Source organism: Halomonas piscis (genome assembly GCF_031886125.1).
Classification (GTDB): Bacteria; Pseudomonadota; Gammaproteobacteria; order Pseudomonadales; family Halomonadaceae; genus Vreelandella; species Vreelandella piscis.
Genome location: NZ_CP119391.1, coordinates 93,241 through 109,812, shown reverse-complemented (window position 1 = coordinate 109,812; position 16,572 = coordinate 93,241). Strand labels below are relative to the sequence as shown.

The following is a 16,572-nucleotide window of genomic DNA, read 5'->3' as shown; positions in this document are numbered from 1 at the left end:
GAAGGAACCAGTCAATGACCGAAGATCAGCTGGAGCAGCTATGCCTTGAGTGGTTTGCCGAGGGCGGCTGGGAAGTGGCTCACGGGCCGGAACTGTCGCCGGACGGTGACGCCCCGGAGCGTGCTGACTACCGGCAGGTGCTGCTGCTGGCGGATCTTGAGGCGGCGATTCGGCGGATTAACCCACATTTACCCGAAGCGGCCGTCGAGCAGGCCGTGGCCGTGGTGCGTAAACCCCAGAGCCTGGACGTGGTGACCTGCAATCGGGCGTTCCACCGCTTACTGCTGGAAGGCGTGCCAGTGGAGTACAAGCGCGACGATAACGTGGTTCACGATCAGGCGTTTCTGATCGATTTTGAATATGCTTTTGTCAATCGTTTTCGCGCAGTTAACCAGTTCACCATCCAGGGCAGCAAACAGCTGCGCCGGCCGGACGTGGTCTGCTTTATCAACGGCCTGCCGCTGGCGGTGCTGGAGCTGAAGAGCCCCGAGGCTGAAAACGTCGATATCTGGGACGCCTATCACCAGATTCAGACCTATCGTGAAGAAATCCCCGACCTGTTTGTCTATAACGAGGCCGTGGTGATCAGCGACGGCTGGGTGTCGCGGGTAGGCTCGCTCACCGCCAGCCAGGAGCGCTACATGCCCTGGCGCACGCTGAAGCACGAGGATGACCGGCCGCTTTTGGAATGGCAGCTGGAAACCATGGTGCGGGGCTTTTTCGACAGAGAGCTGTTTCTGGACTATGTCCGTTACTTTGTGATTTTTGAAGTCGATGCCGACCGGCTGATCAAGAAAATAGCCGGCTATCATCAGTTTCACGCCGTGCGCGAGGCGGTAAAGGCCACGGTGGTGGCCGCCGAGACGCCCAAAGATAATCAGCAGCAGGAAAAGCGCGCGATCTACGGCGATGAAGTGCAGCCGGGCAGCAAAAAGGCCGGCGTGGTATGGCACACCCAGGGCTCGGGCAAGAGCATTTCCATGTGCTGCTATGCTGGCAAGCTGCTCCAGCAACCGGAGATGAACAACCCCACGCTGATTGTAGTGACCGACCGCAACGACTTGGACGGCCAGCTGTTTGCCACTTTCAGTGCCGCGCACGAGCTGCTCAAACAGACGCCGATACAGGCTGATGACCGGACGACCCTGCGCCGGCTGCTGGCCGAGCGTGAGTCTAGCGGCATTATCTTTACCACGGTGCAGAAGTTCGCTCTGCTGAGCGCAGAAATTAGCCATCCGGTGCTCAACGAACGCCACAATATCGTGGTGATTTCTGATGAGGCCCACCGCAGCCAGTACGGCCTGAAGGCCACGCTAAAAAAAGACGGTCGCTACAAGTTCGGCTATGCCCGCCACATGCGCGATGCGCTGCCCAACGCGGCGTTCATCGGCTTTACCGGCACGCCGGTAGAAAGCGAAGACAAGGATACCCGAGCGGTCTTTGGCGACTACGTCTCCATCTATGACATTCAGGATGCGGTAGACGACGGTGCGACGGTGCCCATTTTCTATGAGTCGCGCCTGGCCCGGCTGGACATCAACCGCGAACAGATCGAGGAGCTGTCCGATCAAGTTGAGGAAATGGTTGAAGACGACGAAGACGTGGGCCGCCGCGAGAAAACCAAGGGGGAGTGGAGCCGGCTGGAAAAGCTGGTGGGTGCCGGCCCGCGCCTGGAGCAGGTGGCCAAGGATCTGGTAGAGCACTTTGAAACCCGCTCACGCAGCATTGATGGCAAGGCCATGATTGTGGCCATGAGCCGGGAGATCGCGGTGCATCTTTATAACGCCATTGTCGCTCTGCGCCCGGAGTGGCACGACGATGACCCCGAGGCTGGCGCGATCAAGATCGTGATGACCGGCTCGGCGTCTGATAAAGCGCTGCTGCAGCCGCATATTCACAACCCCAAGACCAAAAAGCGGCTGGAGGCGCGCTTCAAGAAACCTGACGATCCGCTCAAGCTGGTGATCGTGCGGGATATGTGGCTCACCGGCTTTGATGCGCCTTGCTGCCACACCATGTACGTGGACAAGCCCATGAAAGGCCACAACCTGATGCAGGCCATTGCTCGGGTTAACCGCGTATTCAAGGACAAGCCCGGCGGGCTGGTGGTGGACTACATCGGCATTGCCAATGAGCTGAAGCAGGCGTTGAAGACCTATACCGAGTCCCAGGGCAAGGGCTCGCCGACCCACAGCGCCGAAGAAGCCTATGCCATTCTGCTGGAAAAGCTCGATATTATTCGCGGTATGTTGGCTCCCGGCCCCCGCAGCAGCGGGTTCGACTATCGCAACCACCAGGGCCTCAGCTTTGAAGACCAGCCCCACAAGCTATTGCTGCCCACGGCCAATCATATCCTCGGTCTGGAAGACGGCAAGAAGCGCTTTCTGGATGCCGTTCTGGCGATGAACAAGGCATTCTCGCTGTGTGCCACTCTGGACGAAGCTCAGGCGCTACAAAAAGAGGTGGCGTTTTTATCCCAGGTGAAAACTGCCATCACTAAGTCGACCCATGTGGATAAAAAACTCACCGAGGAAGACAAGAATACCGCGCTCAAGCAGATTCTGGATAACGCGCTGGTAGCCGACGGCATGACCGACGTGTTCGCCCTGTGCGGGCTGGACAAGCCCAATATCGGACTGCTTTCCGACGAGTTTCTGGAAGACGTGCGCCAGATGCCCTACAAGAACTTCGCCGTGGATCTGCTGGAAAAACTGTTAAAGGACGACATCAAGGCGAAAACGCGCAGCAACGTGGTGCAGGAGAAAAAGTACGCGGACCGACTGCAGGAGACGCTGCGCCGCTATAACAACCGCGGGATTGAAACGGCCCAGGTGATTGAAGAGCTGATCGGTATGGCCAAGCAGTTTCAGGCCGAGATGGAACGCGATGCTGCGCTGGGGCTGAATCCCGACGAAATCGCGTTTTACGATGCCTTGGCGCATAACGAAAGCGCGGTGCGCGAGCTGGGTGATGAAACGCTGAAAAAAATCGCCGTGGAAATTACCCACAAGCTTCGCCGCTCTACCACCGTCGACTGGCAAGTGCGCGAAAGCGTACGCGCCCGCCTGCGGATTCTGGTGCGGCGCACGTTACGCCGCTATAAATACCCGCCGGACAAAGCGCCGGCGGCCATAGAACTGGTGTTACAGCAGGCCGAGGTGCTGTCACACGGCTGGGCGCCAAGCGCGGTTTAAGCACACGGCTACGGCGCATTGCGCTGGGACGGGGCGTGGGTGAAGTGTCCCACCAGCCGATGCGGGTCGTTTTGTTGGCGCTGACGTTGTGCGGCGTCGGCCCACCACCACAGCTGGGTGAAGGTGCGGTTCAAATAGCTTTCCCAGCGGATTTTATCCACATCCGCTTGATACCCGCCGTCTTCGCTGAATACGTTCTGGGCCTGGTGCACGTGCACCATAGCCGATACCGGCAGGCAGCCAAGTTCGCTCAAAAAGCTGCGCATGCCCACTGCGGCGCGCACGCCACCCCACTGGCCGGCGGAGTAGGTGACAATGGCGCTGGGCTTGTAGGCAAAGCGCGAGGCGCCGAAGTGGTTGAGCAGATCGGCAAGCGCGGGGCTCATGGAGTGGTTGTATTCGGGGCTGACCATGACGTAAGCGTCGGCCGCGTCGATGGCTTGCGCCAGCTTCTCAAGCGGCTCGGGTACGCGGCGCTCCGAGTAGGCAAAGTGCGGCTTGAATACCGGCCCCGTATCGAAATCCAGCGGGTCGATCAGCGTGACGCTGGCCCCGTCCAGCCGGCTTTGCAGATGCGCCTGGCAGGCCAGCGCCACGCGCTCGCCCAGCTGTGCCGGGCGCGGCGGGGTGCTTTGCCGCGCGCTGCCGAGAAAAATCAGTAGGTTCATCGGGCCATGATGCCCGCTTGCCTTGTATTAGTCATTATCGCCGGCGGCCGGCCCGGCGCCGCTGCGCGAAGCGTCGTTGGACTCCACCAGCATCCGCGCGGCCAGGTGCTTGAGCTTTTCCCATACCGCGTCGTCGATACTGATGCCGTCGAGCATGGCGCGTTCGCGGCTGGCGAGCAGCGCGGATTCCTCGTGGCAGGCCAGCAGATCGTAGTCGTAGGCCGAGTGCATCGCGGGCAGCAGCTCGACGTGGTTGGCAAACACCAGGGTGACGCCGTCGTTGGACTCGTTTTCCTCGGGTACCTGGTTGACCGCATAAACGCGAATTTCGGGCACCGAACCGCCCGCGCGAAAGCCCACTGCCTGCTCAACGAGCGGACGCTGGCCGTTACGCCAGAACGCGGTGACGTTCATCCCGCGTCCGGCAATGCGCGCCAGATAGCCCATGATCAGCTGGCGGTTGTGGCAGCGGCGGATCTTGATCACCGCAAGGCCCCGGGCGCGAGCCTTGGCGAAGCCCAGCTCCAGCGCCAGGCTGGAGCTGCCCAGCACGCTGTAGCCCTGGCCGTCGAGCACGGCCAGGTCATCGTCGGCGTAAAGCAGTATCGGCGCGCGCTCTTCCTCGTGCTGCTCGGCCAGCAGATAATCAAGGCCGCGGTTAAGCGCTTCCAGCCCGTCGAGCGCGTGAAGCTGCATCCACGCCACCATGTCGGCGGCATCGCTGGCGTCGCCGTCGGCAAAGCCCATGCCCAGAAACGCCTTGCGGCAGAGCCCCTGAAGTTCGTTGTAGGAAACCTTCATGGTGCGACCCCTGTAGCGGCTGGTTGCCGGGCCTTCTCCTGGCTGTCCGGCGCTGTTGCCAGCGCGGGTTCCAGCGGAAAGCCCCAGTCGTCGAAATCGCGCAGGTCGTCGGGCTCGGCGTTGAGCTCCTCGACCAGGGGCGCGCCCTGGAATAGCGTGATGCGTACCCAGCGGTCCGACTTGGGGTCGAAGCGGCTGGCACCGAAGAACGACAGCTTGGTGCGCAGCAGATGGATGGGCTTCATCTCTCTGGCCCAGAGGTTGGCGCGAATCTCGCCGAAGGGGGTCTCCGACATGGCCTGGATGCGCCGCACGATATCCTTGTAGCGGGGATGCTCGATCAGAAAATCCACCACCGCAGCGCGCGGATGGCGGCCCAGGTAATTCCCCACGGCGCGGTGGGTATCGGCAACCCGGGGCGCGATGGCGAGCTTGAGCTCGCGATCGGCACCGGGCTCCTGGCCGCGCACGCCCAGGCGCGGCTCTTCCTTTTCGATCGAGCGGTACCAGAACCAGTAGCGGTTATCGGGATCGTCGAAGTCAAAGGCCAGCGCCCAGTCGTAGCGGGTTTCGATGAGCTGTTTCAGGCGCACCAGCGGCATTTCCGGCGTCAGTTCCAGGCACTCGTCGACGCCCATGCGGTTTTCGAACGGCTCGACGATGGCCGGGTAAAGCTCCAGCAGCAGGGTGTTGATCAGTTCCTGGGTGGCCAGCGACAGAGCGCGGTGGCTCCACTCGGTCAGCTCCTGCCAGAGATCGCCGTCAAGCGGCACCTGCTCCAGCCAGGCGCGCACTTCCGGCAGCTCGGCGACCGTTTCGGCGTTGCGCCTGCCCTGCTCGGCATTGGCGGTGACGGTCTGTTCCAGGTGGCAGCCGGCGCGGTCGAGCAGCGTCAGCAGCCGGTCGCGCTGAGCTTCGTCCGGCGCCTGGGCGCGGATCTGGGCCAGCGCCTGCTCGCGGCTTTGCACCCAGCGCTCGATGAGCTGCGGGTGGTTGATCAGAAACGGCGCCATGCCAAGGCCGGTGGAGTTGCCGATACCCAGATAGCGCTTCACCGGCGTGGCCAACCCCACGGCGGTGGCCGGCGCCCGGCGGTGGGCAATGTGCTCGACCTGGTCGATGGAAAAGTGGCGCAGCAGGTAGACCGCCAGCATCTGCGCGGAAAACGGCCGCTGAAAGTCGGGGTTGTCCCTGAGCCGGCCGAAGTCGGCGATGCCGAACTTGCCGTTGCCGTACACCGCGGTAGTGCGGTAAAGATAGCCGGCTTTGGTCAGCCAGGCCGGGTCGGGCTGGCGGCCCTCGGCCAGCGCCCGGGTGAAGGCATCGAAGTTGCGCAGGCTGCGGTTGGCCCGAGAAAGCACCAAAAGGCGCGGGTGCTGGCGGCCGGCTTCCTGGAGCGGGACGTTGGCCGCCATCTGTTCCAGCAGGGCGTCATCCACTTCGCCTTCGACCACGCCGAAGGTGACGTCCCAGGCCTCGGCAATTACCCGGTCGGTGCGCGCGTCGTCGTCCAGCGGCTGAGAGAAAATCACCCCGTGGTAGCGCCCGCAGGGCGTTTGCAGCCGGTAGATGACCGTGCCGTGGCCGCTGTCGTCCAGATCGAAGCGAGCGGCGCTTATCTGCCAGCGCTGGCGTGCCATCTGGCGTATCAGGCTGCGCGAAAAGCTCAGCCGGCTGGGGTGCAGGCTGCCCAGGCGCTCCAGGTTCATGACCCGAGCCGGCGCGCGCAGACGCAGGCTTTCTTCGCGCGGGGAAATACGCTCCATCATGTCACACCCTCCCGAAACGTTCGGGGCAGCGCCGTCAGGCCACCTGGGTTAATGCAGGCTGCGGCGTGGTGGCGCGCTCCAGAAGCGCTACCCAGTTTTGCCCCATGATGCCGGCGACCTCGTTTTCGCTGAAGCCGACCTCGCGCAGCCCGGCCACCAGGTTGGGGAAGTCGCGGTTATCGCGCAGCCAGGGCAACGGGTCGGGCCAGCCGGCGTTGGCCGCGCTGCCTTCACCGTAGTCCATGTCCTTCGACCAGCGGCCGTTGCGCATCCACTCAAGCACCGAGGTGGGCTGGTTCTGGCACAGGTCGGTGCCTACCCCTAAGTGCTCCACGCCGATCTTGTCGGCGGTGCGGGCGATCATCTCGCAGTACTCGGCCAGGGTGCAGTCGGGGCCGTTTTTCAGGTGGAAAGGATAGGCCGAAAAGCCCAGCAGCCCGCCGCTTTCGGCGATGGCGTGGAGCACTTTATCCGACTTGTTGCGTTTGGCCGGCTGCCAGGACGCCGGGTTGGCGTGGGAAATGATCACCGGCCGTTCGGAGAGCTCGACGGCTTCCAGGGTCGAGCGCTCGGCGCTGTGGGACATGTCGATGACCATGCCCACCCGGTTCATCTCGCGGATGACCTGGCGGCCGAAGCGGGTAATGCCGCTGTCCTCGGCCTCGTAGCAGCCGCAGGCCAAAAGGCTCTGGTTATTGTAGGTCAGCTGCATGATCAGAAGCCCCAGGTCGCGCATGACCTCGACCATGTCGATGTCGTCTTCGATGGGCGAGCAGTTCTGGGCGCCGAGGAACACGCCCACCCGGCCCTGACGACGGGCGCGGTGAATGTCCGCCGGCTCGCGCACCGGCATGATCAGATCGCTGTGCGCCTCGAAGCGGCGGTTCCACTCGCCCATCCGCGAGAGCGTCTCGCGAATGGTTTCGTGGTAGACCAGCGTGGCGTGCACGGCGTCGACGCCGCCTTCGCGCATCTGCTGGAAAATCTCCCGGGACCAGTTGGAGTACTGCAGGCCGTCGACGATCAGCATGTCCTGTGACATATCAGCCTCCTTGTGCCTTGGTTTCAGCAGGCGCGGTTCAGTTCGCCTTGACATAGCTGGTCTTGACCACGGTGTAGAACTCCCGGGCGTAGCGGCCCTGCTCCCGGGGGCCGAAGCTCGAGTGCTTGCGCCCGCCGAAAGGCACGTGATAGTCGGTGCCGGCAGTGGCCAGGTTGACCATCACGCAGCCGGTTTCGGCCCGGGCCTTGAACTCGGTGGCAAGCGCAAGCGAGTCGGTGATGATGCCCGCGGTCAGGCCGTACCGGGTGTCGTTGAGCACCTCGATGGCCTCGTTGGCGTCGGCCACCTTGATCACGCAGGCCACGGGGCCGAAGACTTCCTCGCGGTTGACTGCCATGTCGTTGGTGGTGTCGACAAACAGCGTCGGCGCCATGAAGTAACCCTCGGTGTCGCGCTCGAGGCGCTCGCCGCCGAAGGCCAGCTTCGCGCCGTCTTTGCGCGCGCGCTCCACCCATTCGAGATTGGCGTCCAGCTGGCTCTGGCTGGCCAGCGGCCCCACGTTCACGCCGTCCGTCAGCGGGTTGCCGACCCTGGCCTGCTCGAGCTTTTGGGTCAGCTTGTCGACGAAGGCGTCGTGAACCTTCTCGGTGACGATCAGCCGGGACGAGGCGGTGCACTTCTGCCCGGTGCCCGAGTAGGCGCCGTTGAAGGCGGCTTCCACGGCCAGGTCCAGGTCGGCGTCGTCGGCCACGATCAGGGCGTTCTTGGAGCCCATCTCCAGCTGGCACTTGACCAGGTTGGCGGCGGTGGCAGAGGCCACTCGGCGACCCACTTCAAGCGAGCCGGTAAAGCTCAGCGCGTGGATGTCGGGGCTTGCAATCAGCGCATCGCCCACCGAGCTTCCTGGGCCCATGACCAGGTTGAAGGTGCCGGCAGGGATGTCCTGGCGGGCGATGATCTCGGTCAGCGCCCAGGCGCTGGCCGGCACCAGGTTGGCGGGCTTGAAAATCACCGCGTTGCCGAACGCCAGTGCCGGGGCGATCTTCCACACCGCAGTGGCCAGCGGAAAGTTCCACGGGCTGATGATGCCCACCACGCCCACCGGCTCGCGGCGGACATCCACTTCCACTCCCGGGCGTACGGAGTCGACGCGCTCGTCGATCTGGCGCAGCACTTCGGCGGCGTAGTAGTGGAAAAACTGCCCCGAGCGGTGCACCTCGCCCACGCCTTCGGCCAGCGGCTTGCCTTCTTCCCGGGATAGCTGCTCGCCCAGTTCGGCCTTGCGCGCGATCAGCTCGTCGCCGATGGCCATCAGCACGCCGTAACGGTGTTCCAGGCCGGTTTTGGCCCACGCTTTTTGCCCCTGCTCGGCGGCGCGAACGGCCTCGTGCAGCTGCTCTACGCTGGCCTGGGCGTAGTGGCCGATAACGTCGCTCAGGTCGGACGGATTGCGGTTTTCAACCTGGCTTTCGCCCTCGACCCACTGGCCGTTGAGGTAAAGCGCATGGGGCTGAGAACGGAGCTGAGAACGGGGCTGGGATGCCGCTTGTGCCATGTCTGTCTCCTTGCGTAACGGTTCCTTGAAGAGCGGTATCTTGAGAAACGGTGCCTTGAATGGCGGTAATGACAGGGTAGGCGCGCGGTCTGTATAAAGATAATCAATAATAAATACTGAATGATCACTTTTAATTACCGGCTGAGCGCCGCAGTGCGCCACCACGCTGCGGCCGGCGATTGCAGGAGGTGTGCCATGCTGCCCGAGCTCAAGATAACGCCGCTGCGCTACGTGCTGGCGGTGGTGGATCAAGGCGGCTTTCACGCCGCGGCGCGGCACGTGCACCGCACCCAGCCGGCGCTGTCCATGGCGATACGCGAACTGGAAAGCCGCCTGGGCGAGGCGCTTTTCGAGCGCGGCAATCAGGCTACCCTGACGCCGTTCGGCCGCTACTGCGTGCCGCGCTTTCGCGAGCTTTTAACCCAGCACGACCGCCTGAGCCGCGAGCTTGTCGCCCAGGCAGAGCGTCAGGCGGGGCACCTGGACATGGCCGCGGTGCCGTCGGTGGCCAGCCGGCTGATGCCTGGGCTTTTGGCCGATTTTGTCGGCAACTACCCGGGCATCCGCGTCAGTCTGCACGACGGCACCGCCGACTTCGTCCGCGAGCAGGTGCTGTCCGGCGAAGTCGATCTGGGGCTGACGAGCCTGTGGGAAGGCAACGCGGCGCTGGGCTTTACCCCGCTGATGCGCGACGCGCTGGGCGTGGTCTGCCGCGATGACCACCCGTTCGCCGGTCGGGAGGCCGTACACTGGCGGGAGCTCAGGGAGGAGAGTTTGATCGGCAACGGCACGTCACGGCTGTTTCAGGGCACCGACGCCGCCGCCCTGGGCGACCACCACGCTTTTTATATCTCCAACATGGTGTCGCTGACGGCGATGCTGGTGGCGGGGCTGGGGGTGACCACGCTGCCAAGGCTGGCGTTCCCCGAAGAGTACGAACGGCTGCGGTTTGTGCCGCTGAGCGAGCCCCGGGTGGAGCGGGAAATCGGCCTTCTGCGCCTCGCCGGGCGCAGCCTTTCCCCCGGCGCCCGGGCCATGGCCGATTTCGTTATTCGGGCGCTGGGCTGACCGCGCGCTTCGTCGGCTGCCAGAAACGCCGCAGCCCGGTGATGACGACCAGCAGGGTGGCGATGCCGGCAATGCCGCCCAGCCAGGCAGCGTCGGTCGCCCCGGCGACGAAGAAAGCCACGATCCCCGCCGTGCCGGCGCTCAGCGCGTAGGGCAGCTGGGTCCGGACGTGGTCGATGTGGTCGCAGGACGACCCCGCCGAGGAGAGAATGGTGGTATCCGAGATCGGCGAGCAGTGATCGCCGAAGATACCGCCGCTGAGCACCGCCGCAATGGCCAGCGCCAACGGCATGTCCAGCGCCATGGCCACCGGCATGGCAATGGGAATCATGATGGCGAAGGTGCCGTAGGAGGTGCCGGTGGTAAAGGCGACCAGCGAGCCGATAAGAAACAGCAGCACGGGGATCAGGCTCGGCGCGATGCCGGCCTGGGCCAGCGTGACCAGGTAGTCGGCGGTGCCCAGCGCTTCGGTCACGCTGCCGATGGACCAGGCGAGCGTCAGGATGATGTAGACCAGCGTCATGCTTTTGATACCGGTCACCACCAGCTCCATCGCTTCGCGAAAATCGAACAAACGCTGGTACATGCCCATGCCCAGAGCGACGCTGACCGCCAGAAAGGTGGCGATCAGAATCGACTTGCCGCCGTCGGCCTCGCCCATGGCCGTAATCAGGCCGTTTTCCATCACGTTGCCGGTCCACAGGAACAGCACCGGGATGAGCCCCACCAGCACGGCGATAGGCACCAGCATATTGCGCTTGCGCGAATGCTCTTCGGCGACGCCGGCCATCTCGGCGACTTCGCGGTCCGAGGGCGGCCGGGCATCGTCTGCCAGCAGCTTGCCGGTTTGCCGGGCCCGCTGTTCGGCCTGGGCCATGGGGCCGAAATCCCGCTGGGTCACGATCATGATCAGAATCAGCAGCAGCGCCAGCCAGGCGTAGAAATTGAGCGGAATCGACGACAGATAGATCAGGTACTCCGAGCCCGCCATCTCCATCTCGGTCAGCTGGGTGCCGATCAGGCCCATGACGAACACCACCCAGGTGGAAACCGGCCCCAGCAGGCACATGGGCGCCGAGGTCGAGTCGACGATATAGGCCAGTTTCTCCCGGGACACGCGCATGCGGTCGGTAATGGGCCGCATCACGCTGCCCACGGTCAGCGCGTTGAAGTAGTCCTCGAAAAAGATCAGTACGCCAAAGCCCAGGGTGGCGCCCTGGGCACCCCGGGGCGAGGCCACCCGGGCGGCAATCGAGCGAGCAATGGCCTGGGCGCCGCCGGTGCGCTGCAGCACCGTGATCAGCACGCCGAACAGGCCGCAGTAGATCAGTACGGTGGCGCTCCACTCGTCGCCTACGCTGGGAATGATGAAGTCGCCGAAACTATTGTAGAGCCCCGCTGCCGGATTGCCGCCGCTGAGCATGGTAGCGCCCAGCCAGATCCCGCAGAAGAGCGCAGGAATCACGTTGCGGGTCACCAGCGCCAGCACGATGGCAAGCAGGGGCGGAAGCAGGGAGTACAGGCCAAAGGACATCGCTGATCTCTCTCGCGGCTTTGTTCTTGGTTGTGTCAGGGCCGGGGTGGCAGGCCCTGACGTTCGTGGGGGGTGCCCAGACAGCGCTCGATGGCGGCGGCGGCTCCCAGCAGCTGCGGCTCGGCAAAGCCGGGCATGACCAGCTGGAGGCCAACCGGCATGCCCACACTATCCAAGCCGATGGGCAGACTCAAGGCGCACCAGCGCAGGTAGTTGACAAAGGCTGCGTGCCGCAGAATCTGCGCGTCGGCCGCCGCGTAGGTGGCCGGGGTTGTCACGCTGTCTCGCCGCGGCGGCGTGAGCGGCGAGGTCGGCAGTACCAGCGCGTCGATATCCATGTCGCGAAAGCGCGCCGCCGCCCGCCGGCTCAGACCATAAAAATCGCTCAGGCGCTGGCGGTAGTCGGCGGCGCTGAGCTCGCTTGAAAGCGCAATCGATTCTGCCAGCAGCGGCTCCAGCTGCCGGTGGTGGGACGGCAGGCAAAGCGACAGAAACATGCCCAGCTCGGCCGCCACCAGCCCCCCGGAACGAAAGAGTCTATCCGCCTCGTCCGCTTCGGGAAAATCGATCTCGACGCAGCGGGCCCCGCCGGCCTCCAGCTCCCGGAGCGCGCGGGCAAAGGCCTCGTCGATTCCCGGCTCGGCGCTTACCCGGGGCGCGCCTCCCAGCACGCCCAGCCGCAGCCCGTGCAGCGGCCGCGGCGCTGCCGGTACCAGAGGATCCGTGCAGATGCTGAGGGCCGCTGCAAGGTCGGCGACGCTTGCCGTCATGACGCCCAGGCTGTCGAGGCTGTGGCTGAGCGGCACCACGCCCTTCATCGGCCAGCGTCCGGCGGTGAGCTTGAGCCCCACGGTACCGGTCATCGCCGCCGGCACGCGGACGGACCCCGCAGTGTCCGAGCCCAGCGCCAGCCAGGCGCTGCCCTCGACAAGGCTCACCGCCGCGCCGCTCGATGAGCCGCCGCATACCCGGGCGGTATCCCAGGGGTTGCGAGGGCCGTCGCCGCTTACCGTCACGCCGAGGCTGGTAAAGGCAAACGGCACGCTGTGGGTGAGCCCGGTGAACAGCGCCCCCCGGCGGCGGCACCGGGCGGTGATCGCGGCATCGCCCTGCCAGGAAGAGGGCAGCGGATCCGCGCAGCCGGCGCGCAGCGGCCAGCCGGCAAGGCCGATATTGTCCTTGACCGACACCGGAAGCCCGTACCAGGGGCCGCAGGCACCGCCGGCGCGTACCTGTGCCGCAAGCGCTCTGGCCTGCTCGCGAACCTTTTCCGGCGCCCAGGCGGCGTAGCCCTGCCAGGCGGGCACCCGGGCCGAAAGCGCCTGCTCGGCCACGTCGATAAGCGACTCGGGCTGCCGGCGCAGCGTCTCAAGCGCCGCGGCCAGAGGAGAATAGGTCACGATGACTGCATCTCATGGGCATTGACCGCGAACTCCTGCATCTGCAGAAACTCCAGGTGACGCTCGTACTGATCCAGCACGTTATCCAGCAGCTGTTCTCTGGTGTAGCCCATGATGTCGTACCCCTGGGAGGCGGCGACGTCGAGGTAGACCTCCATGCGCACGAACTTGTCTGCCACCTGGGTCGGGCGCCCGCCGAACATCGGCATCGGCGCTTCCTTGCGGAATACCTGGTAGTGGAAGGGATGCTCGGAGGTCGGGTCGACCGCAAGTTCGATACATTGCTCCCCCTCCTCGTCGAGGTGCTTTTCACAGGTGGCGGTGATGCCCCGTCCGGCGAACTCATCGACGATTTCACCGAGAGTGGGCAGCAGAACCTTGTCTTCGAACTCCCGGGCCCGCCCCGCGTTGGGGAAGGTGAGCATCCGCCCCAGACGAGTCTGCCAGCGCACCTCTCCGCCACGGGCGGCGCGCCCGGCCACGGGCATGGCCTGCTCGCCGCTGTCCAGGCGCCGGGCTTCCACTCGCAGCGACCGGTACAGGCTGACCATCACCAGGATCATGACGAAGGAGAACGGCAGCCCCATGATGACCGTGGCGCTTTGCAAGGCTCCGATACCGCCCACAATGAGCATCGCGATCGTCAGCGCACCGGTGGCGATCGCCCAGAAGATCCGCAGCGCGGCCCGGCCGTCGTGCTGGGGGGTCGGCAGGCGGGAGGAAAGGTTCGCCATGACCAGCGCGGCGGAGTCGGCGCTGGTGACGTAGAACAGCAGCGCGGTCAGTGTTGCAAGCCCGGCGATGAACATGAACGCCGGGTAGTGCGAAAGCAGTTCGTAGAAGCCGCTCTCGGGGTTGAGAACGGTTTGGGTACCGAACTCGGCATCCCCGCTGCGGATGATGTCCAGGGCGGCGTTGCCGTAGATGGAGATCCACATGAGGATGTACACGAACGGTATGGTCAAGGTACCGGCGACGAACTGTCGGATCGTGCGCCCCCGGGAGATCCGGGCGAGGAACATGCCGACGAAGGAAGCCCAGGCAACCCACCAGGCCCAGAAGAACAGGGTCCAGTCGCTCATCCAGCTGCCGGTGTCCTCGAAGGCGAAGGTCTGCAGGACCATGTTCGGGAACATGCTGGCGAAGTCCCCGATATTCAGCACCAGCCCGTCCAGCAGGTACTGGGTCTTCCCCGTGACGAGGATCCACAGGCTCAGACCGATCGCAGAAAACACGTTCATCAGCGAGAGGAACTTGATGCCCTTGTCGACCCCGGATACCGCCGAGAGAATGGCAACGCCCACCCCCATGACGACGATCGCTATCTGGGTCGCGGTACTCACCGGCACTCCGAGCACGGTAGCCAGCCCGACGTTGACCATCACCACACCGATCCCCAGCGAGGTGGCCACCCCGAAGATCGTGCCCAGAAGGGCGGCAAAGTCCACGGTGTTCCCCAGGGGGCCGTGGATGCGCTTGCCGATGATCGGGGCGAGCGCGGAACGAACGGCGAGGGGAAGTTTCATCCGGTAGGCGAAATATGCCAGGGCCATCCCCATCAGGGCGTACATTCCCCATCCGGAGATTCCGTAGTGGAAAAGAGTCCACACGGTGGCCTGCCGGGCGGCGGCGACAGTTTCCGCGGCGCCCGAGGGCGGGTGCAGGTACTGGGTGACGGGCTCGGCGACGGCGAAGAACATCAGGTCGGTACCGATGCCGGCGGCGAACAGCATGGAAGCCCAGGCGAGGGTGGAGAACTCGGGTTTGGCGTTTTCCGGCCCGAGCTTGGTGTTGCCAAAACGGGAGAACGCAAGGTAGATAACGAAGGTGAGCACCCCGCCGGCGAGCAGGACGTAGAACCAGCCGAACCAGCCCGAGGCCCATCCCACCACGGCACCGAGCGTTTCCTGGGCGGATTCGGGAGTGACGAGCGCCCACAGGGTGATCGCTATCGAACCGAGGGCGGCCCAAATGAACACGGGCCAGTTCACCGGGGGAAGGATTGCCTTGTCTGAAGGCTCCGGAGGTCGTCCGGGGTTTGCGGTCTCGGTGCTCTCGGTGTTCACACCGCCCCCCCGGCAAACGCGCAGGCGTAGCGTTTCATGTTTCAACTCCTGTTTTAACTTCTTGGTGGTGGTTGGCAGATTGGTGGTAGTTGGCAGAAGGGTTCGACACTTACTTGCCGATACAAAAGCTGCCGAAGATCTCGCCCAGCAGGTCGTCGGCGCTGAAGTCGCCGGTGATTTCCCCGAGCGCCTGCTGGGCGTCGCGCAGGTCTTCGGCGAGGAGCTCGCCGGCGCCAAAGCCCGACAGCTGGCCCTGGCCGCTGTCCAGCGCCTCGGCCGCGCGGTCCAGGGCGTCCAGGTGGCGCCGGCGGGCGGAGAAGCGGCCCTCGGTGGTGGCGCTGAACCCCATGATCGACTTCAGGTGCTCCTTGAGGTGATCCACACCGGCGCCGGTTCTGGCCGACAGACGCACCACGGGATGGGCGGTGGACAGATCGATCCCCGGCGCTTCTTCGCTGGTGTCGATCTTGTTGCGCACCAGCGTCAAACGGCCGGTATCCGGCAGGCGATCGACAAACTCGGGCCAGATGGCGTGAGGGTCAACGGCGTCGGTAGTGGCGGCGTCCACCAGCAGCAGCACCCGGTCGGCGGTCTCGATCTCCTCCCAGGCCCGGGCCACGCCGATTTTCTCGATGGCGTCCGGGGTGTCGCGCAGCCCGGCGGTATCGATGACGTGCAGCGGCATGCCGTCGAGGTGGATATGCTCGCGCAGCACGTCCCGGGTGGTGCCGGCAATGTCGGTCACAATGGCGGTGTCCTGCTCGGTGAGCGCGTTGAGCAGGCTCGACTTGCCGGCGTTGGGACGCCCGGCAATCACCACGCTCATGCCCTCGCGCATCAGCGCGCCCTGGCCGGCGGCGGCGCGGACGCTCTCGAGCTCTTCGGTTACCGCATTGAGCATCGCGGCCACCTTGCCGTCGCCGAGAAAGTCGATCTCCTCCTCGGGGAAATCGATGGCCGCCTCGACGTAGATGCGCAGTTCGATGAGTTTATCCACCAGGCCGCTCACGCGCTGGGAAAACTCGCCCTGAAGCGAGCGCACGGCGTTTTGTGCTGCCGAGCGCGAGCTGGCGTCGATCAAGTCGGCAATGGCCTCGGCCTGGGCAAGGTCCAGCTTGTCGTTGAGAAAGGCCCGCTCGGAAAATTCCCCGGGCCGGGCCAGACGCGCCCCCAGCGCCACGCAGCGCTCGAGCAGCAGGTCCATGATCACCGGTCCGCCGTGGCCGTGAAGCTCCAGCACGTCTTCGCCGGTGAACGAATGCGGCCCGGGGAAGTAAAGCGCGATGCCCTCGTCGATAACCTCGCGCTCGCCGTGAAAGGCGTCCCCGTAGAAAGGACCATAATGGGCATGACGCGGAGACGGGCAGGCGCCGAGCAGGGCGTCGGCCATTTTTCCGCTGCCGGGGCCGGAAAGGCGGATGATGCCCACGCCGCCGCGCCCGGGCGGGGTGGCCAGGGCGGCAATGGTATCCGGAGTATAGAAGGCGTTGGCCATGGGATTCTCCCTGTTGCCG

At 64.7% G+C, this 16,572-nt stretch carries 11 protein-coding genes; 2 read left to right on the top strand and 9 right to left on the bottom strand.

All coding sequences use genetic code 11. The features are described from left to right. The first annotated feature begins 14 nt into the window (after positions 1-14). Positions 15-3,194 carry a type I restriction endonuclease subunit R gene (locus tag P1P91_RS00480; protein WP_311883780.1) on the top strand — a complete coding sequence of 1,060 codons (3,180 nt, stop codon included), beginning with the start codon at positions 15-17 and terminating at the stop codon, positions 3,192-3,194. 8 nt (positions 3,195-3,202) lie between these two features. Here the strand turns inward: P1P91_RS00480 and P1P91_RS00475 are convergent, their stop codons facing one another. From P1P91_RS00475 to P1P91_RS00455, 5 genes are read right to left on the bottom strand one after another with little or no spacing between them, the layout of a single operon-like run. Beyond that, a complete protein-coding gene (locus tag P1P91_RS00475) occupies positions 3,203-3,862 on the bottom strand; it encodes an NADPH-dependent FMN reductase (protein ID WP_311883779.1) in 660 nt (219 codons plus the stop codon). 27 nt (positions 3,863-3,889) lie between these two features. Next, positions 3,890-4,663, bottom strand: a complete 774-nt coding sequence (locus P1P91_RS00470; RefSeq protein ID WP_311883778.1) for a DUF3726 domain-containing protein — start codon at positions 4,661-4,663, stop codon at positions 3,890-3,892. After that, a complete protein-coding gene (locus P1P91_RS00465) occupies positions 4,660-6,432 on the bottom strand; it encodes a hypothetical protein (protein ID WP_311883777.1) in 1,773 nt (590 codons plus the stop codon). Before P1P91_RS00465 ends, P1P91_RS00470 begins: the two co-directional genes overlap by 4 nt. A gap of 34 nt (positions 6,433-6,466) precedes the next feature. Beyond that, positions 6,467-7,474 carry a dipeptidase gene (locus P1P91_RS00460; RefSeq protein ID WP_311883775.1) on the bottom strand — a complete coding sequence of 336 codons (1,008 nt, stop codon included), beginning with the start codon at positions 7,472-7,474 and terminating at the stop codon, positions 6,467-6,469. A 37-nt stretch (positions 7,475-7,511) separates the two neighbouring features. Next, the gene (locus tag P1P91_RS00455; RefSeq protein WP_311883773.1) at positions 7,512-8,990 is read right to left on the bottom strand and encodes an aldehyde dehydrogenase family protein; all 1,479 of its coding nucleotides are present in this window, start codon (positions 8,988-8,990) and stop codon (positions 7,512-7,514) included. Between the two features lie 195 nt (positions 8,991-9,185). On the opposite strand from P1P91_RS00455, the gene P1P91_RS00450 reads away from it, so the two are divergent. Next, entirely contained in the window at positions 9,186-10,058 is an 873-nt protein-coding gene (locus P1P91_RS00450) for a LysR family transcriptional regulator (RefSeq protein ID WP_311883772.1), read from the top strand. Here P1P91_RS00450 and P1P91_RS00445 read toward each other — a convergent pair. From P1P91_RS00445 to mnmE, 4 genes are all read right to left on the bottom strand, one after another. Next, the gene (locus tag P1P91_RS00445; protein ID WP_311883770.1) at positions 10,039-11,592 is read right to left on the bottom strand and encodes a Na+/H+ antiporter NhaC family protein; all 1,554 of its coding nucleotides are present in this window, start codon (positions 11,590-11,592) and stop codon (positions 10,039-10,041) included. The genes P1P91_RS00450 and P1P91_RS00445 overlap by 20 nt on opposite strands. 35 nt (positions 11,593-11,627) lie before the next feature. Next, positions 11,628-12,992 (bottom strand): amidase, encoded by a 1,365-nt coding sequence (locus P1P91_RS00440; RefSeq protein WP_311883769.1) that lies wholly within the window; start codon positions 12,990-12,992, stop codon positions 11,628-11,630. Continuing rightward, positions 12,989-15,058 carry a choline BCCT transporter BetT gene (betT, locus tag P1P91_RS00435; RefSeq protein ID WP_311883768.1) on the bottom strand — a complete coding sequence of 690 codons (2,070 nt, stop codon included), beginning with the start codon at positions 15,056-15,058 and terminating at the stop codon, positions 12,989-12,991. The genes P1P91_RS00440 and betT overlap by 4 nt, the downstream gene beginning before the upstream one ends. 109 nt (positions 15,059-15,167) lie before the next feature. Beyond that, entirely contained in the window at positions 15,168-16,553 is a 1,386-nt protein-coding gene (mnmE, locus tag P1P91_RS00430) for a tRNA uridine-5-carboxymethylaminomethyl(34) synthesis GTPase MnmE (protein ID WP_311883766.1), read from the bottom strand. Positions 16,554-16,572 lie beyond the last annotated feature (19 nt).

Bases quoted from the DNA above. Each gene is read 5' to 3' on its own strand.
- P1P91_RS00480 (WP_311883780.1), top strand. From the start codon at position 15: ATGACCGAAGATCAGCTGGAGCAGCTATGCCTTGAGTGGTTTGCCGAG.
- P1P91_RS00475 (WP_311883779.1), bottom strand. From the start codon at position 3,862: ATGAACCTACTGATTTTTCTCGGCAGCGCGCGGCAAAGCACCCCGCCG.
- P1P91_RS00470 (WP_311883778.1), bottom strand. From the start codon at position 4,663: ATGAAGGTTTCCTACAACGAACTTCAGGGGCTCTGCCGCAAGGCGTTT.
- P1P91_RS00465 (WP_311883777.1), bottom strand. From the start codon at position 6,432: ATGATGGAGCGTATTTCCCCGCGCGAAGAAAGCCTGCGTCTGCGCGCG.
- P1P91_RS00460 (WP_311883775.1), bottom strand. From the start codon at position 7,474: ATGTCACAGGACATGCTGATCGTCGACGGCCTGCAGTACTCCAACTGG.
- P1P91_RS00455 (WP_311883773.1), bottom strand. From the start codon at position 8,990: ATGGCACAAGCGGCATCCCAGCCCCGTTCTCAGCTCCGTTCTCAGCCC.
- P1P91_RS00450 (WP_311883772.1), top strand. From the start codon at position 9,186: ATGCTGCCCGAGCTCAAGATAACGCCGCTGCGCTACGTGCTGGCGGTG.
- P1P91_RS00445 (WP_311883770.1), bottom strand. From the start codon at position 11,592: ATGTCCTTTGGCCTGTACTCCCTGCTTCCGCCCCTGCTTGCCATCGTG.
- mnmE (WP_311883766.1), bottom strand. From the start codon at position 16,553: ATGGCCAACGCCTTCTATACTCCGGATACCATTGCCGCCCTGGCCACC.